The organism is Luteibacter anthropi, from assembly GCF_011759365.1.
Taxonomy (GTDB): Bacteria; Pseudomonadota; Gammaproteobacteria; order Xanthomonadales; family Rhodanobacteraceae; genus Luteibacter; species Luteibacter anthropi.
On the sequence record NZ_JAARLZ010000011.1, the window covers coordinates 143041 to 165334 of the forward strand.

At 63.7% G+C, this 22294-nt stretch carries 13 protein-coding genes; 8 read left to right on the plus strand and 5 right to left on the minus strand.

Annotation, left to right across the window (positions count from 1 at the left end; translation table 11 throughout):
• Positions 1–57 precede the first annotated feature (57 nt).
• From xylA to HBF25_RS18245, 5 genes are all read left to right on the plus strand, one after another.
• Positions 58–1374 carry a xylose isomerase gene (gene xylA, locus HBF25_RS18225; protein WP_166950987.1) on the plus strand — a complete coding sequence of 439 codons (1317 nt, stop codon included), beginning with the start codon at positions 58–60 and terminating at the stop codon, positions 1372–1374.
• A 13-nt stretch (positions 1375–1387) separates the two neighbouring features.
• A complete protein-coding gene (xylB, locus tag HBF25_RS18230; RefSeq protein ID WP_166950988.1) occupies positions 1388–2893 on the plus strand; it encodes a xylulokinase in 1506 nt (501 codons plus the stop codon).
• Between the two features lie 28 nt (positions 2894–2921).
• The gene (gene xylF / locus HBF25_RS18235; protein WP_208392661.1) at positions 2922–3938 is read left to right on the plus strand and encodes a D-xylose ABC transporter substrate-binding protein; all 1017 of its coding nucleotides are present in this window, start codon (positions 2922–2924) and stop codon (positions 3936–3938) included.
• Positions 3939–4064: 126 nt separating this feature from the next.
• Positions 4065–5612, plus strand: coding sequence for a xylose ABC transporter ATP-binding protein (locus HBF25_RS18240; protein WP_166950992.1), 1548 nt, complete (start codon positions 4065–4067; stop codon positions 5610–5612).
• A gap of 41 nt (positions 5613–5653) precedes the next feature.
• The gene (locus tag HBF25_RS18245) at positions 5654–6799 is read left to right on the plus strand and encodes a sugar ABC transporter permease (RefSeq protein ID WP_166950994.1); all 1146 of its coding nucleotides are present in this window, start codon (positions 5654–5656) and stop codon (positions 6797–6799) included.
• 561 nt (positions 6800–7360) lie between these two features.
• Here HBF25_RS18245 and HBF25_RS18250 read toward each other — a convergent pair.
• Positions 7361–7873: a DUF4142 domain-containing protein gene (locus HBF25_RS18250; RefSeq protein ID WP_166950997.1), complete on the minus strand. Its 513-nt coding sequence runs from the start codon at positions 7871–7873 to the stop codon at positions 7361–7363.
• Between the two features lie 148 nt (positions 7874–8021).
• Positions 8022–9236 carry a methionine adenosyltransferase gene (gene metK, locus HBF25_RS18255; RefSeq protein WP_166950999.1) on the minus strand — a complete coding sequence of 405 codons (1215 nt, stop codon included), beginning with the start codon at positions 9234–9236 and terminating at the stop codon, positions 8022–8024.
• 445 nt (positions 9237–9681) lie between these two features.
• Here metK and HBF25_RS18260 point away from each other — a divergent pair, with 445 nt between their 5' ends.
• Entirely contained in the window at positions 9682–10956 is a 1275-nt protein-coding gene (locus tag HBF25_RS18260; protein WP_166951002.1) for a glycosyltransferase, read from the plus strand.
• A gap of 73 nt (positions 10957–11029) precedes the next feature.
• Here the strand turns inward: HBF25_RS18260 and HBF25_RS18265 are convergent, their stop codons facing one another.
• Complete coding sequence (locus HBF25_RS18265) at positions 11030–11830, minus strand: SDR family NAD(P)-dependent oxidoreductase (protein ID WP_166951004.1); 801 nt, start codon at positions 11828–11830, stop codon at positions 11030–11032.
• Positions 11831–11902: 72 nt separating this feature from the next.
• Entirely contained in the window at positions 11903–12328 is a 426-nt protein-coding gene (locus HBF25_RS18270) for a MarR family winged helix-turn-helix transcriptional regulator (RefSeq protein WP_166951007.1), read from the minus strand.
• A 267-nt stretch (positions 12329–12595) separates the two neighbouring features.
• On the opposite strand from HBF25_RS18270, the gene HBF25_RS18275 reads away from it, so the two are divergent.
• Positions 12596–14986 (plus strand): membrane-bound PQQ-dependent dehydrogenase, glucose/quinate/shikimate family, encoded by a 2391-nt coding sequence (locus tag HBF25_RS18275; protein WP_166951009.1) that lies wholly within the window; start codon positions 12596–12598, stop codon positions 14984–14986.
• Between the two features lie 969 nt (positions 14987–15955).
• Complete coding sequence (fusA, locus tag HBF25_RS18280; protein WP_166951011.1) at positions 15956–18025, plus strand: elongation factor G; 2070 nt, start codon at positions 15956–15958, stop codon at positions 18023–18025.
• A 136-nt stretch (positions 18026–18161) separates the two neighbouring features.
• Here fusA and HBF25_RS18285 read toward each other — a convergent pair whose 3' ends face one another.
• Positions 18162–22277, minus strand: a complete 4116-nt coding sequence (locus HBF25_RS18285; RefSeq protein WP_166951013.1) for an RHS repeat-associated core domain-containing protein — start codon at positions 22275–22277, stop codon at positions 18162–18164.
• Between the last annotated feature and the right edge of the window lie 17 nt (positions 22278–22294).

The window sequence follows — 22294 nt, forward strand, 5'->3', positions numbered from 1 at the left end:
ATGGGTGCGTCTGGTCAGCATCGTGGAATTCGTCCCCGCTCCGTGAAGGAAAGCGTTATGTCGTACTTTTCCAGCGTCCCCCCGATCCGCTATGAAGGTCCGGGTTCGGACAACCCCCTGGCCTTCCATCATTACGAAGCCGACCGCCGCATCCTGGGCAAGACCATGGCCGAGCACCTGCGCCTGGCAGCCTGCTACTGGCATACCTTCGTGTGGCCGGGTTCGGACGTGTTCGGCGCGGGCACCTTCGAACGCCCCTGGCAGCAGCCGGGCGATCCGATGACGCGGGCCCGCGAGAAGGCCGATGCCGCCTTCGATTTCTTCTCGCGGCTGGGCGTGCCGTTCTACACCTTCCACGACACCGATGTGGCGCCCGAGGGCGATAGCCTGAAGGACTACCGCAACAATTTCGCCGCCATGACGGACGTGCTGGAGAAGAAGCAGGCCGATACCGGCATGAAGCTGCTCTGGGGCACGGCCAACGTGTTCAGCCACCCACGCTATGCCGCAGGCGCCGCCACCAACCCGCAGCCGGAAGTATTCGCGTATGCCGCCACCCAGGTGCGTCACGCGATGGAAGCCACGCATCGCCTGGGCGGTGCCAATTACGTGCTGTGGGGTGGCCGCGAAGGCTACGACACCCTGCTCAATACCGACCTGAAACGCGAGCGCGAGCAGCTGGGCCGTTTCTTCCGCATGGTGGTGGAGCACAAGCACAAGCTCGGCTTCAAGGGCACGATCCTTATCGAACCCAAGCCGCAGGAGCCCACCAAGCACCAGTACGACTACGATTCGGCCACGGTCTACGGCTTCCTCAAGGAGTTCGGTCTCGAAAACGAAGTGAAGACCAACCTCGAAGCCAATCACGCGACACTGGCCGGCCATTCCTTCCAGCACGAGGTGGCTACATCTATCGCGCTGGGCCTGTTCGGTTCCATCGACGCCAACCGCGGCGATCCGCAGAACGGCTGGGACACCGACCAGTTCCCGAACAGCGTCGAGGAAATGACCCTGGTCACTTATGAAATCCTGAAAGCAGGTGGTTTCACCACGGGTGGCTTCAACTTCGATACCAAGGTGCGCCGCCAGAGCAACGCACCGGAAGATCTGTTCCATGGGCACATCGGCGCCATCGACACCCTGGCCCTCGGCCTGGAGCGCGCTGCGAAGATGATCGAACGTGACACGCTGGCCGAATTCAAGGCCAGGCGTTACGCCGGCTGGGATGCCGAGCTCGGCGCGAAGATCCTCTCGGGCGGTTTCACGCTGGCTTCACTTGCCGACGAAGCGATGTCGCGCGATCTGCACCCGAGGCATGTGTCCGGCAATCAAGAGTTGCTAGAGAACATCGTGAACCGCTATATCTATGGGTGATATGAGACCCGACATGGAAGCTTCGGAATCCCTTTACCTCGGCATCGACCTGGGTACCTCCTCGGTAAAGGCGGTGCTGGTCGATGGCGCCGGAGCCGTGTGCGCCAGTGCATCCAGCCCACTGGAGGTCGCTCATCCGAAGCCTCGCTGGTCCGAGCAGGATCCTGCGTCCTGGTGGACAGCGACCGAGGCCGCCGTTGCGGATGTCCTCAGTCAGGCCGATGCGCGGCGCGTGAAAGCCATCGGCCTGTCGGGGCAGATGCACGGTGCCACCTTGCTCGATAAGTCCGACAACATCCTGCGCCCGGCCATCCTGTGGAACGACGGTCGCTCGGATGTCGAATGCGCCGAACTGGAAAAGGTGCAGGGCTTTCGCGAGATCACCGGCAATCTCGCCATGCCCGGCTTCACGGCCCCCAAGCTCGCCTGGGTGCGTCGCCACGAGCCGGATGTCTTCTCGCGCGTGGCGAAGGTGTTGCTGCCCAAGGACTACCTGCGCCTGAAGCTCACCGGCGACTACATGACCGATGCGTCGGACGCCGCAGGCACGCTCTGGCTCGATGTCCGCAAGCGGGCCTGGAGCGATGCGATGCTGGCCGCCACGGGCCTGGATACCTCGCATATGCCGCAGGTGTTCGAGGGCAGCCAGCCTGCCGGCCGGTTACGCAAGGAGCTGGCCGGACGCTGGGGCATGGATACCGTGCCCGTCGCGGCCGGTGGTGGCGACAACGCCGCCGGCGCCGTGGGCGTGGGTATCGTGCGCCATGGGCAGGCGATGCTCTCGCTGGGTACCTCGGGCGTGTATTTCGCGGTGTGCGATGGTTTCCGGGCCAGCCCGGAAAACGCCGTGCACAGCTTCTGTCACGCGCTCCCCGACACCTGGCACCTGATGTCGGTGATGCTCAACGCGGCAAGCTGCCTCGACTTCACCGCCCGGCTCACCGGCCAGAAGGACGTGCCCGCCCTGCTGGCCGAGGCGGAGCAACGCGGACTACGCGAAAACGGCCCGCTTTTCCTGCCTTACCTCACCGGCGAACGCACGCCGCACAACGATGCCCATGCACGCGGCTCGTTCACGAACCTGGGGCCGGATACCGATCGCGCGGATCTCGCCAACGCGACACTGGAAGGCGTGGGGCTGGGCCTGCTTGATGGTTTGCTGGCCGTGGAGAGCACCGGGCTCACCAGCGACGAGATCACGGTGATCGGCGGTGGATCGCGCAGTGCCTACTGGACACAGATGCTGGCCGACATCCTTGGCAGGCGCCTCGTGCTGCGTAGTGGCGGCGAGGTGGGGCCGGCGCTCGGCGCCGCACGGCTTGCACATCTGGCGGTGAATCCGCATGCCTCGTTGGAGGAGGTATGCCCCATGCCCGAGGTAACCGCCGTGCGCGAGCCCGATGCAGCGCGTCATGCTTATTTCCTGCAAACGCGCCACCCTTTGTTCCGCCGCTCCTACGAGCAGTTGAAACCGCTTTATTCCCACGCCGCCCAGGGCGACGACTTGCGCCCGGCGTGACCGGGTGAAACCACGCATGGAGAAGAGCATGAAGCAGAAGGCCCTATACACGTTGCTGGCCGTATCGATGGTCGCCGCCGGTGTCTTCGCGGCACCGCAGGCACACGCGAGCAAGGACAAACCGGTGATCGGTTTCTCCATCGACGACCTGCGCGTCGAACGCTGGACGCGTGACCGCGATTATTTCAAGGCGGCAGCGGAAGCCAAGGGCGCCACTGTCAAGGTGCAGTCGGCCGATGCCAACGAGCAGAAGCAGTTGCAGCAGATCGAAAACCTGATCTCGCAGAAGGTCGATGTGATCGTCATCGTGCCGTTCAACGCCAAGACCCTCACCACGGTGGTGGCCGAGGCGAAGAAGGCCAACATCAAGGTCATATCGTACGACCGCCTCATCCTCAACGCCGACGTCGACGCCTATATCTCGTTCGATAACGAGAAGGTGGGCGAGATGCAGGCACAGGGCGTGGTCAACGCCACCGGTGGCAAGGGCAATTACTTCCTGCTCGGCGGCGCGCCTACCGACAACAACGCGAAGGTCCTGCGCGAAGGCCAGATGAAGGTGCTCGACCCGCTGGTGAAGAAGGGCGATATCAAGATCGTCGGCCAGCAGTGGACCAACGAGTGGCTGGCAAGCAACGCCCAGTCGATCATCGAGAACGCGCTCACGGCCAACAAGAACAACATCCAGGGCATCGTCGCTTCCAACGATGGCACGGCCGGCGGCGCCGTCGCCGCCCTGCAGGGCCAGAAGCTGGCCGGCAAGGTGGCCGTGTCGGGCCAGGATGCCGACCTCGCTGCGGTGAAGCGCATCAAGGCAGGTACACAGGCCATGACGGTCTACAAGCCGATCAAGATGATCGCCACCGATGCAGCCAATCTTGCCGTGCAGTACGCCAAGGGCGAGACGCCGCAGTTCACCTCGAAGATGAACAACGGCACGAAGGACGTGGATACCGTACTGCTCACCCCGACCCTGCTCACCAAGCAGAACGTCGATCTCGTGGTGAAGGACGGCTTCTACACCCAGGCCCAGGTCGGCAACTGACGTACCCATGTAGGAGCGCGCTTCGCGCGCGACAGGTTTTCGCGAACAACGACACGCTCGCCAAAACCCGGTCGCGCGCAAGGCGCGCTCCTACACGTTAGGTTTTATCCCTGAAGGATGCTCCACGTGAGTGATTACCTCTTCGAGATGCGCGATATCGTCAAGGAATTTTCCGGCGTGCGCGCGCTCAACGGCATCAACCTGGCCGTGCGGCCCGGTGAGTGCGTCGGCCTGTGCGGCGAAAACGGTGCCGGCAAGTCCACGCTGATGAAGGTGCTTTCCGGCGTGTATCCCTACGGCACCTGGGAGGGCGAGATCCTCTTCGACGGCAAGCCGTTGCGGGCGCATTCGGTGCGCGACAGCGAAGCGGCCGGCATCGTCATCATCCACCAGGAACTGATGCTGGTACCGCAGCTTTCGGTGGCCGAGAACATCTTCCTCGGCAACGAGATCAAGAAGTTCGGCGGCGTGATGGATTACGACGCCATGTATGCGAAGGCCGATGCCCTGCTGGCGCGGTTGAAGCTGAAGGACGTGAACGTGGCCGCGCCGGTGATGAACTACGGCGGCGGCTACCAGCAGCTGTTCGAGATTGCCAAGGCGCTGGCCAAGAACGCGCGCCTGCTGATCCTGGACGAACCTTCCTCGTCGCTGACCTCGTCCGAGACCGACACCCTGTTGTCGATCATCGAGGACCTGAAGCGCGACGGCGTAGCCTGCGTCTACATTTCCCACAAGCTGGAAGAAGTGGCACGGGTCTGCGACACGGTCACCGTCATCCGCGACGGCAAGCACATCGTGACCCGGCCGATGAGCGAGATGACCACGCATTCCATCATCACGGCGATGGTAGGGCGCGACATCGAGAACCTGTTCCCGAAGGTGGAACACGACATCGGCGAGGTGATCTTCGAAGCCCGCCACGTTACCTGCTGGGATGTCACCAACCCCAACCGCAAGCGTGTGGACGATATTTCGTTCGAAGTGCGCCGTGGTGAAATCCTGGGCATCGCGGGTCTGGTGGGTGCCGGGCGTACCGAGCTGGTCTCGGCCATCTTCGGTGCCTATCCCGGTCGCTACGAGGCCGAGCTGGTGCTGGAAGGCAAGCCGCTGAAGATCAAAACGCCGGAGCAGGCGATCAAGGCGGGCCTTTCGCTGGTACCCGAGGATCGCAAGCGCCAGGGTATCGTTCCGTTGCTGGGCGTGGGCGACAACATCACGCTGGCCACGCTGTCGCATTACGCACACGCGGGCACCATCGACCGGCAGGCGGAGATGCAGACCATCGATGCCGAGATCAAGCGCCTGCGCGTGAAGACGGCCAGCCCCGAGCTGGCCATCATGGGCCTGTCCGGCGGCAACCAGCAGAAGGCCGTGCTCACCAAGATGCTGCTGCCCGATCCGAAGGTGCTGATCCTCGACGAGCCCACGCGTGGCGTGGACGTCGGTTCCAAGTACGACATCTACAAGCTGATGTTCGAATTGGCCGCCAAGGGCGTGGCCATCATCATGGTCTCGTCCGAGATGCCCGAGGTACTGGGCGTCAGCGACCGGGTGCTTGTCGTGGGTGAGGGACGCCTGCGCGGCAATTTCCAGAATGTCGGTCTCACCCAGGAACAGGTGCTCTCCGCAGCGATCTCGCATGCGGCCGAAGGCCCCGCGCACGCGGCCTGATCCCACGTATCCATCCAGCGCCACTCCACGGAAGCTCCTCCATGCAGGCCCAGAAAATCCAGCAATTGTTCGTTCGCTACAAGATCCTCGCCCTGCTCATCGCGGTGGCGCTCATCTGGGTCTTTTTCCATGTAAAAACCGAATCGGCCTTCATCACGCCGGGCAACCTGTCGAACCTGTTCCGGCAGATGGCGATCACCGGCATGCTCGCCTGCGGCATGGTCTTCATCATCATTGCCGGCGAGATCGACCTCTCCGTGGGTTCGCAGCTGGGCCTGCTGGGTGGTGTGGCGGCGATTCTCACGGTGAACCTGGGCTGGGGAACGTGGCCGTCGATCGGTGCGGTGCTGCTGCTCGGCCTGATCATCGGCGCCTTCAACGGTTTTGTCGTGACGAAGATGCGGGTGCCATCGTTCATCGTGGGCCTGGGCGGCATGCTCGCGTTCCGTGGCATCGTGCTCTACGTGACCGGTAGCTCCACCATCGCGCCGGCACCGGATGATCTTGTGCAGCTGGGCCAGGGCTTCGTGCCGCCGATGCTGTCGCGCTGGATCGGTGCCTTGATCTTCCTGGCGATGATCGGCCTGACCGTGCGTCGCCGGGTGCGTCGTTCGAAACTAGGGTTGCACCAGGTTGCCTTGTGGATGGATATCGGTCGCCTGGTGCTGATCGGCGCGGTCATCTTCGGTTTCATCCGCATGCTCAACGACGCCAACGGCATTCCCATTCCGGTGATGATCCTGCTGGCGCTCCTGGCCGTGTTTACCTATGTCTCAACGCAGACGGTGTTCGGTCGTCACATCTACGCGGTGGGCGGCAACATGGAAGCCACGCGCCTGTCTGGCGTGAACGTGGCGCGCGTGAAGCTGGTGGTGTTCGCGCTGATGGGTCTGATGTGTGCCTTCGCGGGCATCATCACGGTGGCCCGTACGGGTTCGGGTTCGCCGTCGGCGGGCACGGGCGGTGAACTGGATGCCATCTCGGCCTGCTTCATCGGCGGCACCTCGATGCGCGGCGGCTCCGGCACGGTCTACGGCGCACTGATCGGCGCCCTGGTGATGGCGAGCCTCGACAGCGGCATGCAGCTGATGGACGTGGACAACTCCTGGCAGATGATCATCAAGGGCGTGATCCTCGTCCTGGCCGTCTGGGTAGACGTCCTCTCCGGCTCCAACCGCAACGCCTGACCCCTGTAGGAGCGCGCCTCGCGCGCGACCGGTTGAAATGTTGCGTCACCGATTAAAGTGGCCTGCCTACCGAAGGTGTGGAAGCCGATCGCATCGGCGATGTTGCGCTCCGTAGGAACGTCAGCCCTTGGCGGTTTTCGCTTCGTAGGGAGGGCTCGCCTATCGGCCTCGCACTCGGCGCGTGTGGCGTGGCGGTGCAGAGGCGACGGGTGCGGCCCTTGGCGCTCCGGCCTGCGGTGTCCCTCGGGAAAGGAGGAGCCGCTGCGCGGCTCAGTGTCCTATGGCTTGCGCCCCTTCGGGCACGGGGAGCGGGCGGGGCTTTTCGACTCGGCCTCCGTGCCTCGGCGAAAAGGGCCGGCCATCCTGGCCGGCCCCGCTTCGCGGCCTGATCCGCCCGCTCCCCTCACCTCCATCAAGTCACGCCAAGGGCCGCCCCCGCCGCCTCTGCTCAACGTGATCGCAGGCTGTTGTAGGAGCGCGCCTGCGCGCGACCGGTTATCGCGAATATTTTCATCGCCTCGATTTCTCCGGTCGCGCGCAAGCACGCTCCTACAATTGGTGTCAGCGGGTGGGGAGGGACTTGGCCATGTCGAGGTGGTGCTTGATGGTCGGCAGGGTGTTCGTCGCGAATTCCTTCAGCTTGGGATTGGAGCCTTTTTCGATTTCTACCTGGAAGATCGCTACGGCTTTTTCGTGGTCGGCGACCATCTCCTTCGCGTAGGCCTTGTCGAAATCCGCACCTTGCAGGCGCGACATGGCGTCGATGGCTTTTTGTGCATCCGGTGCCGGTTCTTCGACCAGCGAGTAACCCTTGTCACCTGACTTCAGCGAGCGCAGCTCGTCGTTGGCCTTGGTGTGGTCGTCGATCATGTGCTGGGCGAATGTTTTCACCGAAGGCGATTTGGCCTGCTTCAGCGCGACCTGGCTCATCTGGATCTCGGCGACGTTGGCGGCGCTCGCGTTCTGGAAGAAGCCGGCGTCGGTCGGGGTGCCGCCCTGGCTGTCTTTCTCCTGGGCATGGGCCGCCAGGGGCAGTACGGTGGCGAGGAGGGCGAGGGTCAGTAGACGGGGCATGGTGGCTTCTCTGGTGGCGAAGCCCTGGTGTCTCACCGCGGGGATGAAAACGTTGTGACCTGAATGAGAACGGGCGCCTTTCCAGGGGAAAGGCGCCCGTTTCATTTATGCACAGGTCGCGCGCGAGGCGCGCTTCTGCGGATGGCGCTTAGCGCTTCTTGCCGCCGAGGCCGGCGGCGTCACGAAGGATTTCGGCCTTGTCGGTCTTTTCCCACGAGAACGCGGTGTAGGTGCTGCCGTCGGCGCCCTTGACTTCGTACGGCTTGCGGCCGAAGTGACCGTAGGAAGCAGTCGGCTGGTAGATCGGGTGTACCAGGTCGAGCATCTTGATGATGCCGTACGGGCGCAGGTCGAAGTACTTGCGGATCAGCTTCTCGATCTTCTCGTCGGGAATCTTGCCGGTGCCGAAGGTGGTCACGGAGATCGAGGTCGGGTCGGCGACGCCGATGGCGTAGCTGACCTGGATTTCGCAACGGTCGGCGAGGCCGGCGGCGACGATGTTCTTGGCGACGTAGCGGGCGGCATAGGCGGCCGAACGGTCGACCTTCGAGGGGTCCTTGCCGGAGAACGCGCCACCACCGTGACGGGCCCAGCCGCCGTAGGTGTCGACGATGATCTTGCGGCCGGTGAGGCCGCAGTCGCCCACCGGGCCACCGATGACGAACTTGCCGGTCGGGTTGATGTGGAACTTGGTGTCCTTGTGCAGGAGCTTGGCCGGCAGCACCGGCTTCAGGATCAGCTCGCGCACGCCTTCGACGAGGTCTTTCTGCTTCACGCCCGGATCGTGCTGGGTGGAGAGCACGACGGCGTCGATGGCAACAGCCTCGCCGGCTTCGTTGTAGCGCAGGGTGACCTGGCTCTTGGCATCCGGGCGCAGCCACGGCAGCGGCGAATTCTTCTTCTTACGGACCTTGGCCTGCTGTTCCACCAGACGGTGGCTCAGGTGGATGGCGGCCGGCATGTACTCGGCGGTTTCGTTGGTGGCGTAGCCGAACATGAGGCCCTGGTCGCCGGCACCCTGTTCTTCGGGCTTCTTGCGGTCCACGCCTTGGTTGATGTCCGGGGACTGCTTGCCGATGAGGTTCAGCACGCCGCAGGTGGCGCCGTCGAAGCCGACGTCGGAGGAGTTGTAGCCGATGTCGAGGATGACCTGGCGGGTCAGGGCTTCGAGGTCGATCCACGCGCTGGTGGTGATTTCGCCCGCAACGATGGCGACGCCGGTCTTCACCAGCGTTTCGCAGGCCACGCGAGCGCGCGGGTCTTGAGCCAGGATGGCGTCGAGAACGGCGTCGGAGATCTGGTCGGCGATTTTGTCCGGATGGCCTTCGGAGACCGACTCGGAGGTGAAGAGGTAGTTGCTCATCGCTGGGATATATCCTTCTTTACGGATAAAGAGATAAAAGGGGGCGGGGTATGATACACGGCCCCTTGGCCGTTTGCAGCGGGAAGGGTACCGCCCGGGGGTGACGATTGCATGGATGTTCAGGGGGCGGGGTGGGTGGTGGGTGGAAATTCGCTTCGGGCCGGTCGCGCGCGAGGCGCGCTCCTACATGCCCACCTGAGGCTATATACAAATGCCCCACCCGGCCATGTAGGAGCGCGCTTCGCGCGCGACCGGCCCGGAGACGACGCCCCGGATCAAGGGGCGCCCCCGAAGACGGTTCAGAGCCGGTTTCGAACCGCCTTCCCTCCGCCATTTATCTCTATATTCGAATAAAGAGATAAATGGGGCTCACGAGGCAAAAAGTAGCCGTCCGGACGTCCAAAGTCAAATGCGGCACCATGCGGTGGATGAACGGAGATGACCGATGGCGCAACGGCACGTGGTGATCGCGACGGTGGGATCGCAGGGGGATCTTTTCCCCTTCCTTGCCGTTGGCCGCGAGCTAGTGGCACGGGGGCATCGGGTGACCGTGGGTGCCCATGCGATGCATCGTGATGCCGTGGTGGCAGCGGGCCTGGATTTCGTGGTTGCCAGTGGCATTGCCGAGCCCCGGGACAAGGCCGCGTTTGCCGCGCGCGCGTTCCATCCGCTGCGCGGCCCACGCTTCGTGGTGCATGAACTTGCGGCACGCGATGTGGCGGAGAGTCACGCGTTGCTTGCACCGGTGTGCGCCGATGCGGATGTCATCGTGACTACCACGCTCGCATTTGCCGGCCAGATACTCGGCGAAACATCGAACGCCGCATGGCTCTCGGCGGTGCTGTCGCCATCGGTGTTCCTTGCCGCCGACGATCCGCCGGCTACCGGTATCGGGTGGCTCGATCGTTATCTGCGTGGCTCGCCGCGTCGCGGTGCGTGGCTGCGCCAGGTGGCAGAGGCGGTCACGTCATCGTGGACGGTGCCCGTGCGGCAGTTTCGTCGCTCGCTGGGATTGGCGCCGGTGTCGCCGTGGGGCGATCCGTTTCATCGCGGCCAGCATGCGCGCGATGGGGTGCTGGCGATGTACTCGCCGCTGCTTGGTGCGTTGCCTGCCGATGTACCTGAGAAAACGACACAGGTCGGTTGGTGTCGTTACACGGCGGATGATGGATCGCTGGACGATGCGCTCATGCGCTTTCTCGATATGGGCGAGCCTCCGCTGGTCTTCACGCTGGGCTCGGCAGCGGTGCATGCCGGTGAATCGTTCCTGCGCGAAAGCATCGAGGCCACACGCATGCTCGGGCGTCGTGCGGTGCTGCTGGCGGGATCGCCCGGGCTCCGGGAGCGGTTGCCGCCGTTGCCCGCGCAGATCATTGCGGTGGATTACGCATCGCACGGTGCGCTGTTCGAACGCGCAGCGGCGGTTGTGCATCACGGTGGCATCGGTACCACCCACGAAGCCTTGCGCGCGGGCGTTCCGATGCTCGTCGTACCGCATGGTTTCGACCAGCCGGACAACGCGGCGCGTGTGCATCGGCTGGGTGTTGCTGCGGTGTTGCCGTCCGGACGTTACCGGGCCGACCGTGCGGCAGGGGCGTTGCGCCGCTTGCTCGCCGATCCCGACATCGATGCGCGTGCATCGGCCGTGGCGGCATCGCTTCGTGTCGAACAGGGCGCTTCGATGGCGGCATCCACCATCGAAGCCGCCATGTCGTTGTAGGAGCGCGCCTTGCGCGCGACCGGGGTTATCGCAAAAACGGGTCGCGCGCGAGGCGCGCTCCTACACATGCAGGTCAGGCGTGGATGCCATAGCGCGAGGCGGGGCGCGACTTCGACAGCTCGCCGAACAGCGCGCGACGTGCATTTTCCAGCGCGTCCACCAGTCCCTGGTCTTCCACCGCCGGCAAGGTCACCAGTTCACCGGCTTCCAGCCCGGCAAGCGATGCATCCACCATGTCTTCCGCGCTCATCACCCAGCTCGCATCGAGCTGGTTCACGGCCACGCCGGCCGTCGGCCAGAACTCCGTGGCAGTCGCGCCGGGCAATACGGCCTGTACGCGAATCCCCTTGTCGGCAAGCTCGTGATGCATCGACTGGCTCAGTGCCAGCACAAACGCCTTGCTGCCACCGTAGACGCCATTGAGCATGTGGGGCGCGATGGCGACGATGGACGCGATGTTGATCACCGTGCCACCGCCGTGACCGATCATTACAGGCACGGCCTTGTACGCGAGCCGCGTGGCGGCCGTGACGTTGAGGGTGATCATGTCGGTGATGGCGCCGATGTCGGATTCCAGCAGCGGCGTCCGCGAGCCCACGCCGGCGTTGTTGACCAGCACCGTGAGGTGGTCCGTTTCGCCGATGACCTGCTCGACCCTGGCGATGTCTTCGTCGCGGATCAGGTCGGCCACCACGACACGCACGGCGCGGCCGGTATCGGTGGCGATTTTCCGCGCCAGCGCATCCAGCTTGTCCTTGCTGCGGGCGACCAGGATCAGGTCGTGGCCAAGGCGCGCAAGGCGGTCGGCGTAGACGGCGCCGATACCTGAGGAGGCACCGGTGATGAGGGCGGTTCCGGGATTCGTGGTGGTCATGGTCTTGTCTCTGTGTATATGCACATTTATGAATGATATGTGTGTATGCACATATCGGAACAAAAAAAGGCTTTACTCGATCTCGCTCATTTGCAGCAGGGCCTTGCGGGCGGCTGCGGCGGCATCCTCACCACCGAAGCGGGCGACGAACTCGTCCTGTGCGGCCTGCCACAGGGGCGATGCCTCGGCCACCCGCGTCACCCCTGCGAGGGTAAGCGTGTAGCTGTTCTGACGACTGTCAGCAGCCGAACTGCGGACGGCGACCAGCCCATCGCGCTCCAGAGGTTTCAGGGCGCGGATCACGCTGGTTCTGTCCATCACCATGTCTTCCGACAGCTGGCGCATGCCGATCCCGGGCTGCTCTTCGATCAGCACGAGGATCGAAAACTGATTGCTCGTCAGCCCCGTGGCGGCCAGGTGACGCTCGTAGTCCCGGGTAAGGGCGCGCGCCGCCTGGCGGACGGCAAAGCAGTTGCAGAAGTCGAGGCGGCTGGTCATAGCCAGAGAATGGTGTGCGTATGCACATAAGTCAATGGCAGGAAGCTGATCATTCCATGATCGTCGTAGGAGCGCGCCTCGCGCTCGACCGGTCCGGGCGAAGGATTGACGGTCGTGGTATCGGCCGGTCGCGCGCAGGGCGCGCTCCTACAGGGCCCGTGCCGGATCCGCGTACACGGCATCTCTACCTGTCATGTCTATCTTTAGTGGCCTGGAGCGACCCGGCACCTCGTGTGCGAGCCGCGCTATCCATCCTGGAGAAGCGATATGTCATCCCGTCCCCCCTTGCATCGCCCGCCACGCATCAGTGGCGTGGTGATCGCCATCCTTGGCTTCCTCCTTGCCGCCGGAGGCGCCTGGCTGGTGGCCCTGGGCGGTTCGTTCTATTACCTGATCGCGGGTCTCGCGGTGGGTGTCACTGGCGTATTGCTGGCAAGGGGAGCGGCCAGTGCCTTATGGCTCTACGCCGTCACCCTGCTGGCGACCGCCATCTGGGCCATGCACGAGGTGGGTCTCGACGGCTGGTCGCTGGAGCCGCGCCTGTTGGTGCCCGTGCTGCTGGGCATCTACCTGCTCATGCCCTGGGTTCGCCGAGGGCTGCTGCCACCGCGGACCGGTGCGATCGCTGTCGCGGTGGCCGTGCTCGTTGGCATCGGCGTGGGTGTCGCCGGCTTCATGCAGCCGGTGGGTACGCAGGGTGAAAGCGTGGCGCGCAACCTGCCCGATGGCGGTGACAGTTCGGTAGCCGACGGCGACTGGATGTTCTACGGCCGCACGCCGAAGGGCGACCGTTTCTCGCCGCTGGACCAGATCAACGCGGGCAACGTGAAAAACCTGAAGGTCGCGTGGACGGCGCGGACGGGCGACACCATGCGCCCCGGCGAAGACGTTGGCGGCACCGACGCCGGCCACGAGTTCAACTTCGAAAACACCCCCATCAAGGTCAACGACACGCTCTACGTCTGTACCGGGCACAGCTGGGTGGTGGCCTTCGATGCGGCCACCGGACAGAAGAAGTGGAGCTTCGACCCGAAGGCCAACACGGATGCCGACGTCTATCTCGCCTGCCGTGGCGTGGCCTACTACGAAGCTCCGGCAGGCACCCAGACGGACTGCCCGCGTCGCATCATCGCCCCCGTGCTCGATGCACGCGTGCTGGCGCTGAATGCCGACACCGGCAAACCCTGCGAAGACTTCGGCGAACACGGCTTCATCTCGCTCACCCAGTACCTCGGCCACGTGCCGGCGGGCTTCCACTTCGTCACGTCGCCGCCGCTGGTGTTGCAGGATCGCGTGATCCTCGGCGGCTGGGTCTTCGACAACCAGGCCGAGAACGAGCCGTCCGGTGCGATCCGTGCCTTCGATCCGATGAGCGGCAAGCTCGTCTGGGCCTGGGATGTCGGCCACGATCCGCAGAACTGGCTGCCTGGCCCCGACGACCAGCTCACGCGTGGCACGCCGAACGCCTGGGGTGTGTACACCGCCGATCCGGATCTGGGCATGGTCTATCTGCCGATGGGCAATGCCACGCCAGACTACTTCGGCGGCCATCGCCGTCCGTTCGACGAGAAGTATTCAAGCTCCACCGTTGCGCTGGATATCCGCACGGGCGAACCGAAGTGGGTTTACCAGAACACGCACCATGACCTGTGGGACATGGACGTACCCGTCGGCCCCTCGCTGGTAGACCTTCCCGGACAGAACGGCGGCGCAAGTATTCCCGCACTGGTACAGACCACCAAGCGCGGCGAGTTCTTCGTACTCGACCGCCGCACCGGCAAGCCCGTGACCGACGTGGAAGAAAAACCTGTTCCGCAAGGCGCGGTTCCCGGTGACTGGACCTCGCCCACACAGCCCTATTCCACGGGTATGCCATCGCTCACGCCGGCCGACCTGAAGGAAGAACACCTGTGGGGTGCCACGCCGTTCGATCAGCTGATGTGCCGCATCGAATTCCGCAAGGCGGTCTACAAGGGCCAGTTCACGCCACCGCAGCTGAAAGACACCATCGTTTACCCCGCCTTTGACGGCGTGATCGACTGGCACGGTGCGTCCATCGATCCTTACAACAAGCTCATCATCGCCAATGCGAACTACATCCCCTTCATCATCAGCCTCGCGCCGCGTGGACCGGCGGAAGCCAAGGGCCTGGTGAAACCCTGGGATGGCACGGGCAACGAACCGAAGGTCGGCGGTGGTCTCGCCCCGCAATACGGCACGCCATACGTCGGCAAGGTGCATCCGTGGCTGAATCCATTGGGCGTGCCGTGCAATCCGCCGCCGTGGGGCACGATTGCCGCCATCGATCTGGTGACCCACAGGCTCGTCTGGGAACATCCGCTGGGCACCACGCGCGACACCGGCCCGTTCGGCACGCACGTCAATGCGCCGCTGCCGACCGGCATCTTCAACATCGGCGGCAACATGACGACGCGCGGCGGCCTGGTCTTCATCGGCGCCACGGCAGACAACTACCTGCGTGCCATCGACGAGCGCACGGGCAGGGAATTGTGGAAGGCACGCCTGCCGGCCGGTGGACAGGCCAATCCGATGTCGTACTCGGTCAATGGCAAGCAGTACGTCGTGATCGCCGCAGGCGGCCATAGCGGACTGGGCACGACATCGGGTGACTATGTCGTGGCTTATACCCTGCCGTAACGATGAAGCACCGTATCCCTGTAGGAGCGTGCTTGCGCGCGACCGGATGCATCGAAACGATGAATGTATTCGCGATAACCGGTCGCGCGCAGGCGCGCTCCTACAAGATCACCGTGAGATAGGTAGAGGCGACGGGGGCGGCCCTTGGCGCGACTTGATGGAGGTGAGGGGAGCGGGCGGAAAAGGCCGCGTAGCGGGGCCGGCCAGGAAGGCCGGCCCTTTTCGCCGAGGCACGGAGGCCGAGTCGAAAAGCCCCGCCCGCTCCCCGTGCCCGAAGGGGCGCAAGCCATAAGACACTGAGCCGCGCAGCGGCTCCTCCTTTCCCGAGGGACACCGCAGGCCGGAGCGCCAAGGGCCGCCCCCGTCGCCTCTGCACCGCCACGTGCCAGCGCCGATGCGAGGGCGATAGGCGAGCTCTTCCTACGGAGCGAAACACCACATGGGTTGGGTTTCTACGGAGCCCAACATCGCCGATGCGATCGGCTCCCGCACCTTCGGTAGGTGAGCCCCTTTTCAACTGGCGACGCTACGTATCAAACGGTCGCGCGCAGGCGCGCTCCTACAGGGGCTCTTGAAATGGGTGGGGGTGGCCTTATGTTGGCTGCCATCGGTTGCTGCCTGCCCTGGGCAGGCGTAGCATCCGCATCCTGAAACCGGAGTTGACCATGTCATCGTGCAAGCACGCATTGATCCACCTGCCAACGATCGCCCCATGGGCGCGTCGCGGGTGCGCGCGTGCCGTGAATGGCGGAGCCTCGTCGTAAGACGACCCCGACGCCACCGGATACCTCAAAGCACCCGCAAGGGTGCTTTTTTTTGCCTTCCAAACCTGGAGCAACGTGCCGTGAAGAACTGCCGCGAACCCCGATCCTGATCCGTTCCGCTCACGCCAGGGGCGACGGTAAGGACTCGGGGAATGCCTCGCTCGACATCGTTATCGAGCCCCTGGCGATCCCATCAGGAACCGTTATGAGTACCCGCGACACTGTCATTCCCGTCGGCCGTTGGCGCAACCTCGGCATCATCGCCCACGTCGACGCAGGCAAGACCACGCTGACCGAGCGCCTGCTCTACAAGACCGGCACGATCCACCGTACCGGTGAGGTGCACGACGGCGCGACCACCACCGACCACATGGAACTGGAGCGCGAGCGTGGCATCACGATCGGCGCCGCAGCCGTGCGCGCGAACTGGACGCCCGAAGGCGGCCAGCCACATCGCCTGACCCTTATCGACACACCCGGACACATCGACTTTGCCATCGAAGTGGAGCGCTCGCTGCGCGTCCTCGACGGTGCCGTGGTGGTGTTCTCCGGCGTGGCCGGCGTGCAGCCGCAGTCGGAAACCGTATGGCACCAGGCACGTCGGCATGGCGTGCCGCTGATGGCCTTCGTCAACAAGATGGATCGCCCGGGTGCGGACTTCGACGCCACGGTGGCGCAGATGCGCGACAAGCTCGGTGCGAATCCGTGGGTGGTTGCCTTGCCCGTCGTGGAAGGCGAACACATCGTGGGTCTCGTAGACCTGGTTGCGGAACGTACGTGGCGCTTTGACGATGCGGGGCAACCCGAGGTACACGGCTGGAACGACGACGAACGCTCCGCACATGCGGGTGCGCGAGCCGACCTGGTGGCCTCCATCGCGGATCGCGACGAGGCCCTGGCCGAGGCGTGGCTTGCGGAACAGCCCATCGATGCGGTGGCGCTGACCGCAGCATTGCGTCGCGGCACGCTGGCGGGCCTTGGCCAGCCGGTGCTGCCGGGATCGGCTTTCCGCAACGTCGGCATCGAACCGTTGCTGGATGCCTTCGTCGCATACCTGCCGTCCCCCGTGGATCGTCCTGCCGTGCTCGCACATACCGACAAAGGCGACACGATGATTGCGCCGGATGCCGGTGCGCCGCTGGCGGCGCTCGTCTTCAAGGTGATCAACCAGTCGCATGGCCCGCTGGCTTTCGTGCGTATCTATGCAGGCCGCCTGAATGTCGGCGATGCCGTATGGCGCAGCGGTACCGATCGCGTCCAGCGCATCGGCCGCCTTGCCGTCGTGCGTGCGGACGACACGGAAGCCGTGGAGTCTGCGGAAGCAGGCGACATCGTTGCCATCGCTGGCTGGAAGGACGTCGCCACGGGCGAGACCTTGTCGGATTCGCACCATCGCGTGCGGCTGGAGACGATCCAGGCGCAGCCGGCGGTGTTGTCCTGGCGTCTGTCGCCCGAGCGTTCAGCCGACCTGCTCAAGCTCGGCAACGGGTTGGCGCGCCTGGCGCAGGAGGATCCGTCCTTCCGCGTGGGCACCGATCCGGATACCGGCGAAACCCTGGTCTGGGGCATGGGCGAACTTCACCTCGAAGTGATGGTGGAGCGCCTGCGTCGCGAATGGGGCGTGCAGGTGCGCACCGGTTCGCCGCGCGTGGCCTATCAGGAAACACCGGCGAAGGCGTCAGGTGCGATCGAGGGCAAGCTCGCCAAGCAGACCGGTGGCAGCGGCCAGTACGCACGCGTGGTGCTGTCCGTATCGCCGGTGGAAGGCGAGGCGAACCGTTACGAGGATCGCACGACGGGTGGTGTCATTCCGAAGGCATTCCAGGCAGCGGTAGAGAAGGGCGTGCATTCGGCCCTGCTCGAAGGTCCGCGTGGCTATCCGGTGGTGGGTACGGAGATCGTCGTGCTCGACGGACAGGCGCATGCCGTGGACTCCAACGAGATGGCCTTCCATCGTGCAGCGCAGATCGCAGTGAAAGCTGCGCTGGACGTCACCGGTACCGTGCTGCTGGAACCGGTGATGCGGGTGTCGGTGAGTGCGCCGGGTACGGCGGTGGGTGACGTGCTGGGCGACCTGCAACGTCGCGGCGGCCAGATCGTCAACCTCACCGACCGGCAGGAGCGCACGGAGATCGAGGCCGATGTCGCACTGGCGCAGCTCGACGGCTACAGCACCGCGTTGCGTTCGCTGAGCCAGGGACGTGCGTCGGCCACGGTGGCGTTCCATGCCTATCGGCCTGCCGCGGTGCAGGAGCCGGTGCGTCGTACGGCGTGAGGTGGTGGCTGCCCTCGTCGGGAGGATTCGGCAAGGGCAGTCTTTTTCGTCGATACCGGTCGCGCGCAAGGCGCGCGGCCTGGGAAAGCGACATCGTCAATCGATGTTGCCTTCCCAGGCTGCTTCCGGGCTCCCGTCAACGGCGTCGGATGCTGAACAAACGCGCGAAGAATGAGTCGCCCACGATGTTTGTGTTCCATTGACCCATGATGCCCGATGCCGCTACCAGGGATGTGTTGTTGGTGCCAGATTGAAGTTTCTCCGTAGGGCCTCCGCTGTTGGCCAGGGCGCCGGACGTAGCAGCCAGCACCGTATTGAGATCCCCCAGGTCAAAGGCTTTGAGTGCATCCACCAGCGCGGTGGTGCTTGGTGACATCCCGGCTGGCAACAGGTCCTGAGGGCGCTGGAACGGCATGCCTGCCTTGCTGGCTCCGGCCATGCTGTCCAGATCGATAGGAGGCAGCGAGTGAGCGATATCTTCGCTTGAGCGGAAGCTCGCACTCCCATAACCTTTCGCACGGTAGGCCCCAGCACGTCCTCGCAACACGGATCGGCCACGTGAAATAGCGGCGCCCGCGCGATTCATGAGGTTCTTCGCCGCCCGAAAGCCGGATCGCCCCAGTTTGATCGCCAACTGGGCCACCTTCTTTCCGAGGGCGTCTACGCCACCTGCCAGGCCGGTGGCCAGGGATGCCCAGCCCAGGGCATTTGCCAGTTCGGGGTTGCTGTCCTCAAGGGCGGCGGCCGCGATACCGAGTCCGGCAGAGACGGCCGCCAGCCCGACCAGGGCGGCGGTGATCAACAGGGACGCGCCACCGGTCAGGGCGGCGGTCATGACGCCGATGACACCCCAGAGGATTGCACTGAAGAGCCCTCCTCCTTTGCCCATGCCCAAGGGCCCGGGGAGGGTGTCACCCCATATCCTGCGAAGCCCGCGGTTCACCGCGCCCGATCCCACCGCCATGTGCCCGCTCGGATCGGCCATGTTCGCCGGATCGCCATCGAAGCAGCCGTGGGACTGTGGGCCGCCATCCCCGAAGGGGCTCCAGTCATCGGGTACGCCGAACTGCATGCCATCGGGGTGGTACGAGCGATAGCCGCAGCCCAGCGGATACTGGTCGTTGAGGTGGTCGCGGTACTCGCCCTTGAAGCCCAGCAACGAATCGGTCTCGGTGGAGCTGTGCGCACCCCAGGCGGTATAGGTGTGGTACTTCGGTGTTTTCGCCGTGGCATCGAAGGTCAGCAGCACGGTGCCGTCGATATCGCGCAGCTCGAACAGGATACGCAGCACACCTGAGCGCTTGACGGTCTGTACGGTGCACCCTGCGCTGCCGGGCGCCAGCCAGCGACCATCGTTGTCTGGCTTCAGCTCACTGCGCAGGTCGGTGCCGTCGTAGACCAGATGGTGCTCGGCGTTACCCTGGCCGGTGGCCGACAGGCCGTTCAACGGGGTGTAGGTGTAATACCGCGACCCGGCCTGGGTCAGCCGGCCCAGCCAGTCGTAGGTGTAGGTCCTGCCGGTGATGTCCCTGGTGACCCGGCCGTTCGTGTCGTAAACCGGCACTTTCGCGGCCGGGTAGTCGGCATGGTCGTGGGTGACACCGGTCAGCTTGCAGCCGCTGGTCGTATCGTACGTGTAGCGGCTGGTGCAGCTCCCGCCATCGAAGGTGGTCGTGCAGGCGGTGACGTTGCCCAGGCCATCGACGGTGAAGTCTTGCTGGCTGATCGTCTTGTCACCCGGGGTCCGCGGCTGCCAATCGCCGGTATAGCGGCACGACTTGATGCAGCCGGACGCGGTGTAGGTGTAGCTGCGCTTGCCCTTGCTGGTGCTGCCGTCCTGCCACTCCACGCTGTCGATGCGATCATCGCCGAAATAGCGGTGCGTCAGCGTGTAGTCAAAGCCACCGGCACCACTTTTCAGGAAACGCCGGCGGGTTTCCTTGCCCTCGCTGTCATAGGTATAAGTCACGGTGACGGTGTCGGCGCCACGGACGATGGTGTCGCTTGCCAGGCGCCCCTGGGCATCGTAGGCATGCGTGGTGGTGACGTCACCGGCGGTGGTGGTCACGCGCTGTCCCTGGGTGTTGTAGGTATAGCTTGCGGCATGCCCGCCACCGTCGTTGTCCGAGAGCAGGCGTCCAGCCGAGGTGTAGCTGCGCTCCACGGTGCGTGTGACGCCAGTGCGTACGGTGGTCGTCTGTTTGATGATCCGTTCGTTGATGTCGTGCTCGCAGTCGACCTTGGCCGCGCCTTCGGTGGCCGAGGAGGTACGGGTGCTGCCATGCAGGTAGCTGAAGGATTGCGACAGCGCGCCTTGCCTGAGGGATGCCAGCTGATGCCCCATCTCAGGGAGGGTCGTGTAGGTCAGCGAGGTACCGTCGCCGTGTGTCCTGGTGGCGGGAGCAGGCGTGGCGCCGCTGTAGGTATAGGTCTCGGTAATCCCGGCACGGGTGAGCGACGTGCAGCGTCCCCAGGCATCGAAGATGCGCTCGCCCAGGGTTCGGGTGGTGCTGTCCCAGGTCACGGTCCGTTTAGTGGGTTCGTTGATGAGCCAGTCGGTGGGGTACTCGTAGTTGTAATCGTAGGTATGGTCGCCCTCCTCGTGGGCTTCCCTGGTCACCCGGCCGATGGCGTCGTAGCCATAGGTGGTGGTGTGCGTGCCGTGAGGCGTCACACGGGACAGCTTCAGGAGCCAGCCGTTCGCCCGATAGGTATACGTATCGGTGCATGTGACATCACCGTTGGTGTCGACGGATTCGACCTTGGCTACCGAGCCGTTAAGGTTATAGGTGGTGCGCTTGCGTTGTTTGTCGCTGGCGGTGCCTGACCATTCCTCGCGGACGCGGTCGATGGGGTCGTATTCGTTAAAGTCCTTGCGACCATCGCTGTAGGTATGGCGGCAGGCCTCGCCCCAGTCGTCATACTCGGTCGTGCAGGTGCTCTGCAGAGCAGTGCCGTTGGCCAGATAGTCGAATTCCCTGACGACAGATTCGCGCCCGAGAGCGTCGTACGTGATGGTCTTGACGTTGCGCCACGCCGAGGTGTCAGCGTGCCATACCTGTTCAAGGATGGGCTGGTCGCCGCCATCGTGTTCGCTGGCGTGCTTCTGGCCGTCGGGATCGGTGATTTCGACGCGGCCCGGCGACGGGTAGGCATAGGTGGTGGTTTCTGCGTAGGTGGGGCTCTGTGCGCAGACGACGTGGGTGACGAGCCGGCCCTGGGCATCGTAGGCATAGGTTGCCTTGTTGTTATCGGCATCAAGCTGTTCGATGAGTCGGCCGCTGAGCGTGCTGACGGTTTCTCTGGTGGTGCGAGAGATTCCGCTGCGCGTTTCCGTCGTCGTCGTGGTCAGCTCGGTCTGGTCGTCGTTGAGTTCGTAGGCGAATGCCAGAGACGTTCCGGTGCCGGCGACGATGTTTTCGTTACCATCATCGTCAGCATCATCGTCAGCATCATCGTCAGCATCATCGTCAGCATCATCGTCAGCATCGTTGTTGCCTTGGGTGATGCTTTTCTTCAGGCCCTTCCGGAAGTCGTCGTCCTCCCACCATGTAATTTTCTGGATGAGCGTGGCAGCGAGTGTCGGTCCGCAGGCTTGTTTGGTGGTTTCTATTTTCTTTCGGTTCAATCCGGTGATGTTGTGATATTTGTAGTCCTTCCGATAGGTGAAGCCTGATGTATTCATGATCGCCGGTGGAATGATCATGCGTTCATCTAGTGAGGATAAGTGGTCTTGATGGCTTGACTCGTTAAAGAGATCCTCAGGCAACGATGAAACTTGGTTCGGAATTATCATTCCACAACTAAGCGAAAAGAAGTCGGACTGTGTGAGTGTCACGAACGCGCCTATTTCTGCTGTGGGATTGGCATCGTCAAACTCAGGGTTGGAGGATGCATAGGCATAAGCTGTTCGTGACGATACATCCAATTTTAATGGTGATCTTCCGTCTTCAAAGCGGATGTACGAGATGGATGCATGCGTTTTTTTCTCGTCGGCTAATGCCTCAAATTTCTCCTCGTCGGTTTTTGCTTTTACGTAGTTTTCAGCAGCTTCCTTTCGTATGTGTTTGTATGTTTTTAAGCTAGTTGATGATTTTCTCTCTGGGGTGAGTAACTCATGAAACGGATGCGAGATGGTAATGGTCTTCTCATCGGTGACCGTGGTTTCCTCCTTCTCTGCGTGGCTTGATGTGTAGACATGAATCGTCTTTCTGTTGCCCTGCACGATTTCCGTCTGGTAGCCATTGGGCATCCATGACCCAGTTAGCT

Excerpts from the sequence above, each read along its gene's own strand:
- HBF25_RS18275 (WP_166951009.1), top strand. The coding sequence starts at position 12,596 with ATGTCATCCCGTCCCCCCTTGCATCGCCCGCCACGCATCAGTGGCGTG.
- HBF25_RS18285 (WP_166951013.1), bottom strand. The coding sequence starts at position 22,277 with ATGCCCAATGGCTACCAGACGGAAATCGTGCAGGGCAACAGAAAGACG.
- xylA (WP_166950987.1), top strand. The coding sequence starts at position 58 with ATGTCGTACTTTTCCAGCGTCCCCCCGATCCGCTATGAAGGTCCGGGT.
- HBF25_RS18270 (WP_166951007.1), bottom strand. The coding sequence starts at position 12,328 with ATGACCAGCCGCCTCGACTTCTGCAACTGCTTTGCCGTCCGCCAGGCG.
- xylB (WP_166950988.1), top strand. The coding sequence starts at position 1,388 with ATGGAAGCTTCGGAATCCCTTTACCTCGGCATCGACCTGGGTACCTCC.
- xylF (WP_208392661.1), top strand. The coding sequence starts at position 2,922 with ATGAAGCAGAAGGCCCTATACACGTTGCTGGCCGTATCGATGGTCGCC.
- fusA (WP_166951011.1), top strand. The coding sequence starts at position 15,956 with ATGAGTACCCGCGACACTGTCATTCCCGTCGGCCGTTGGCGCAACCTC.
- HBF25_RS18265 (WP_166951004.1), bottom strand. The coding sequence starts at position 11,830 with ATGACCACCACGAATCCCGGAACCGCCCTCATCACCGGTGCCTCCTCA.
- HBF25_RS18245 (WP_166950994.1), top strand. The coding sequence starts at position 5,654 with ATGCAGGCCCAGAAAATCCAGCAATTGTTCGTTCGCTACAAGATCCTC.
- HBF25_RS18250 (WP_166950997.1), bottom strand. The coding sequence starts at position 7,873 with ATGCCCCGTCTACTGACCCTCGCCCTCCTCGCCACCGTACTGCCCCTG.
- metK (WP_166950999.1), bottom strand. The coding sequence starts at position 9,236 with ATGAGCAACTACCTCTTCACCTCCGAGTCGGTCTCCGAAGGCCATCCG.
- HBF25_RS18260 (WP_166951002.1), top strand. The coding sequence starts at position 9,682 with ATGGCGCAACGGCACGTGGTGATCGCGACGGTGGGATCGCAGGGGGAT.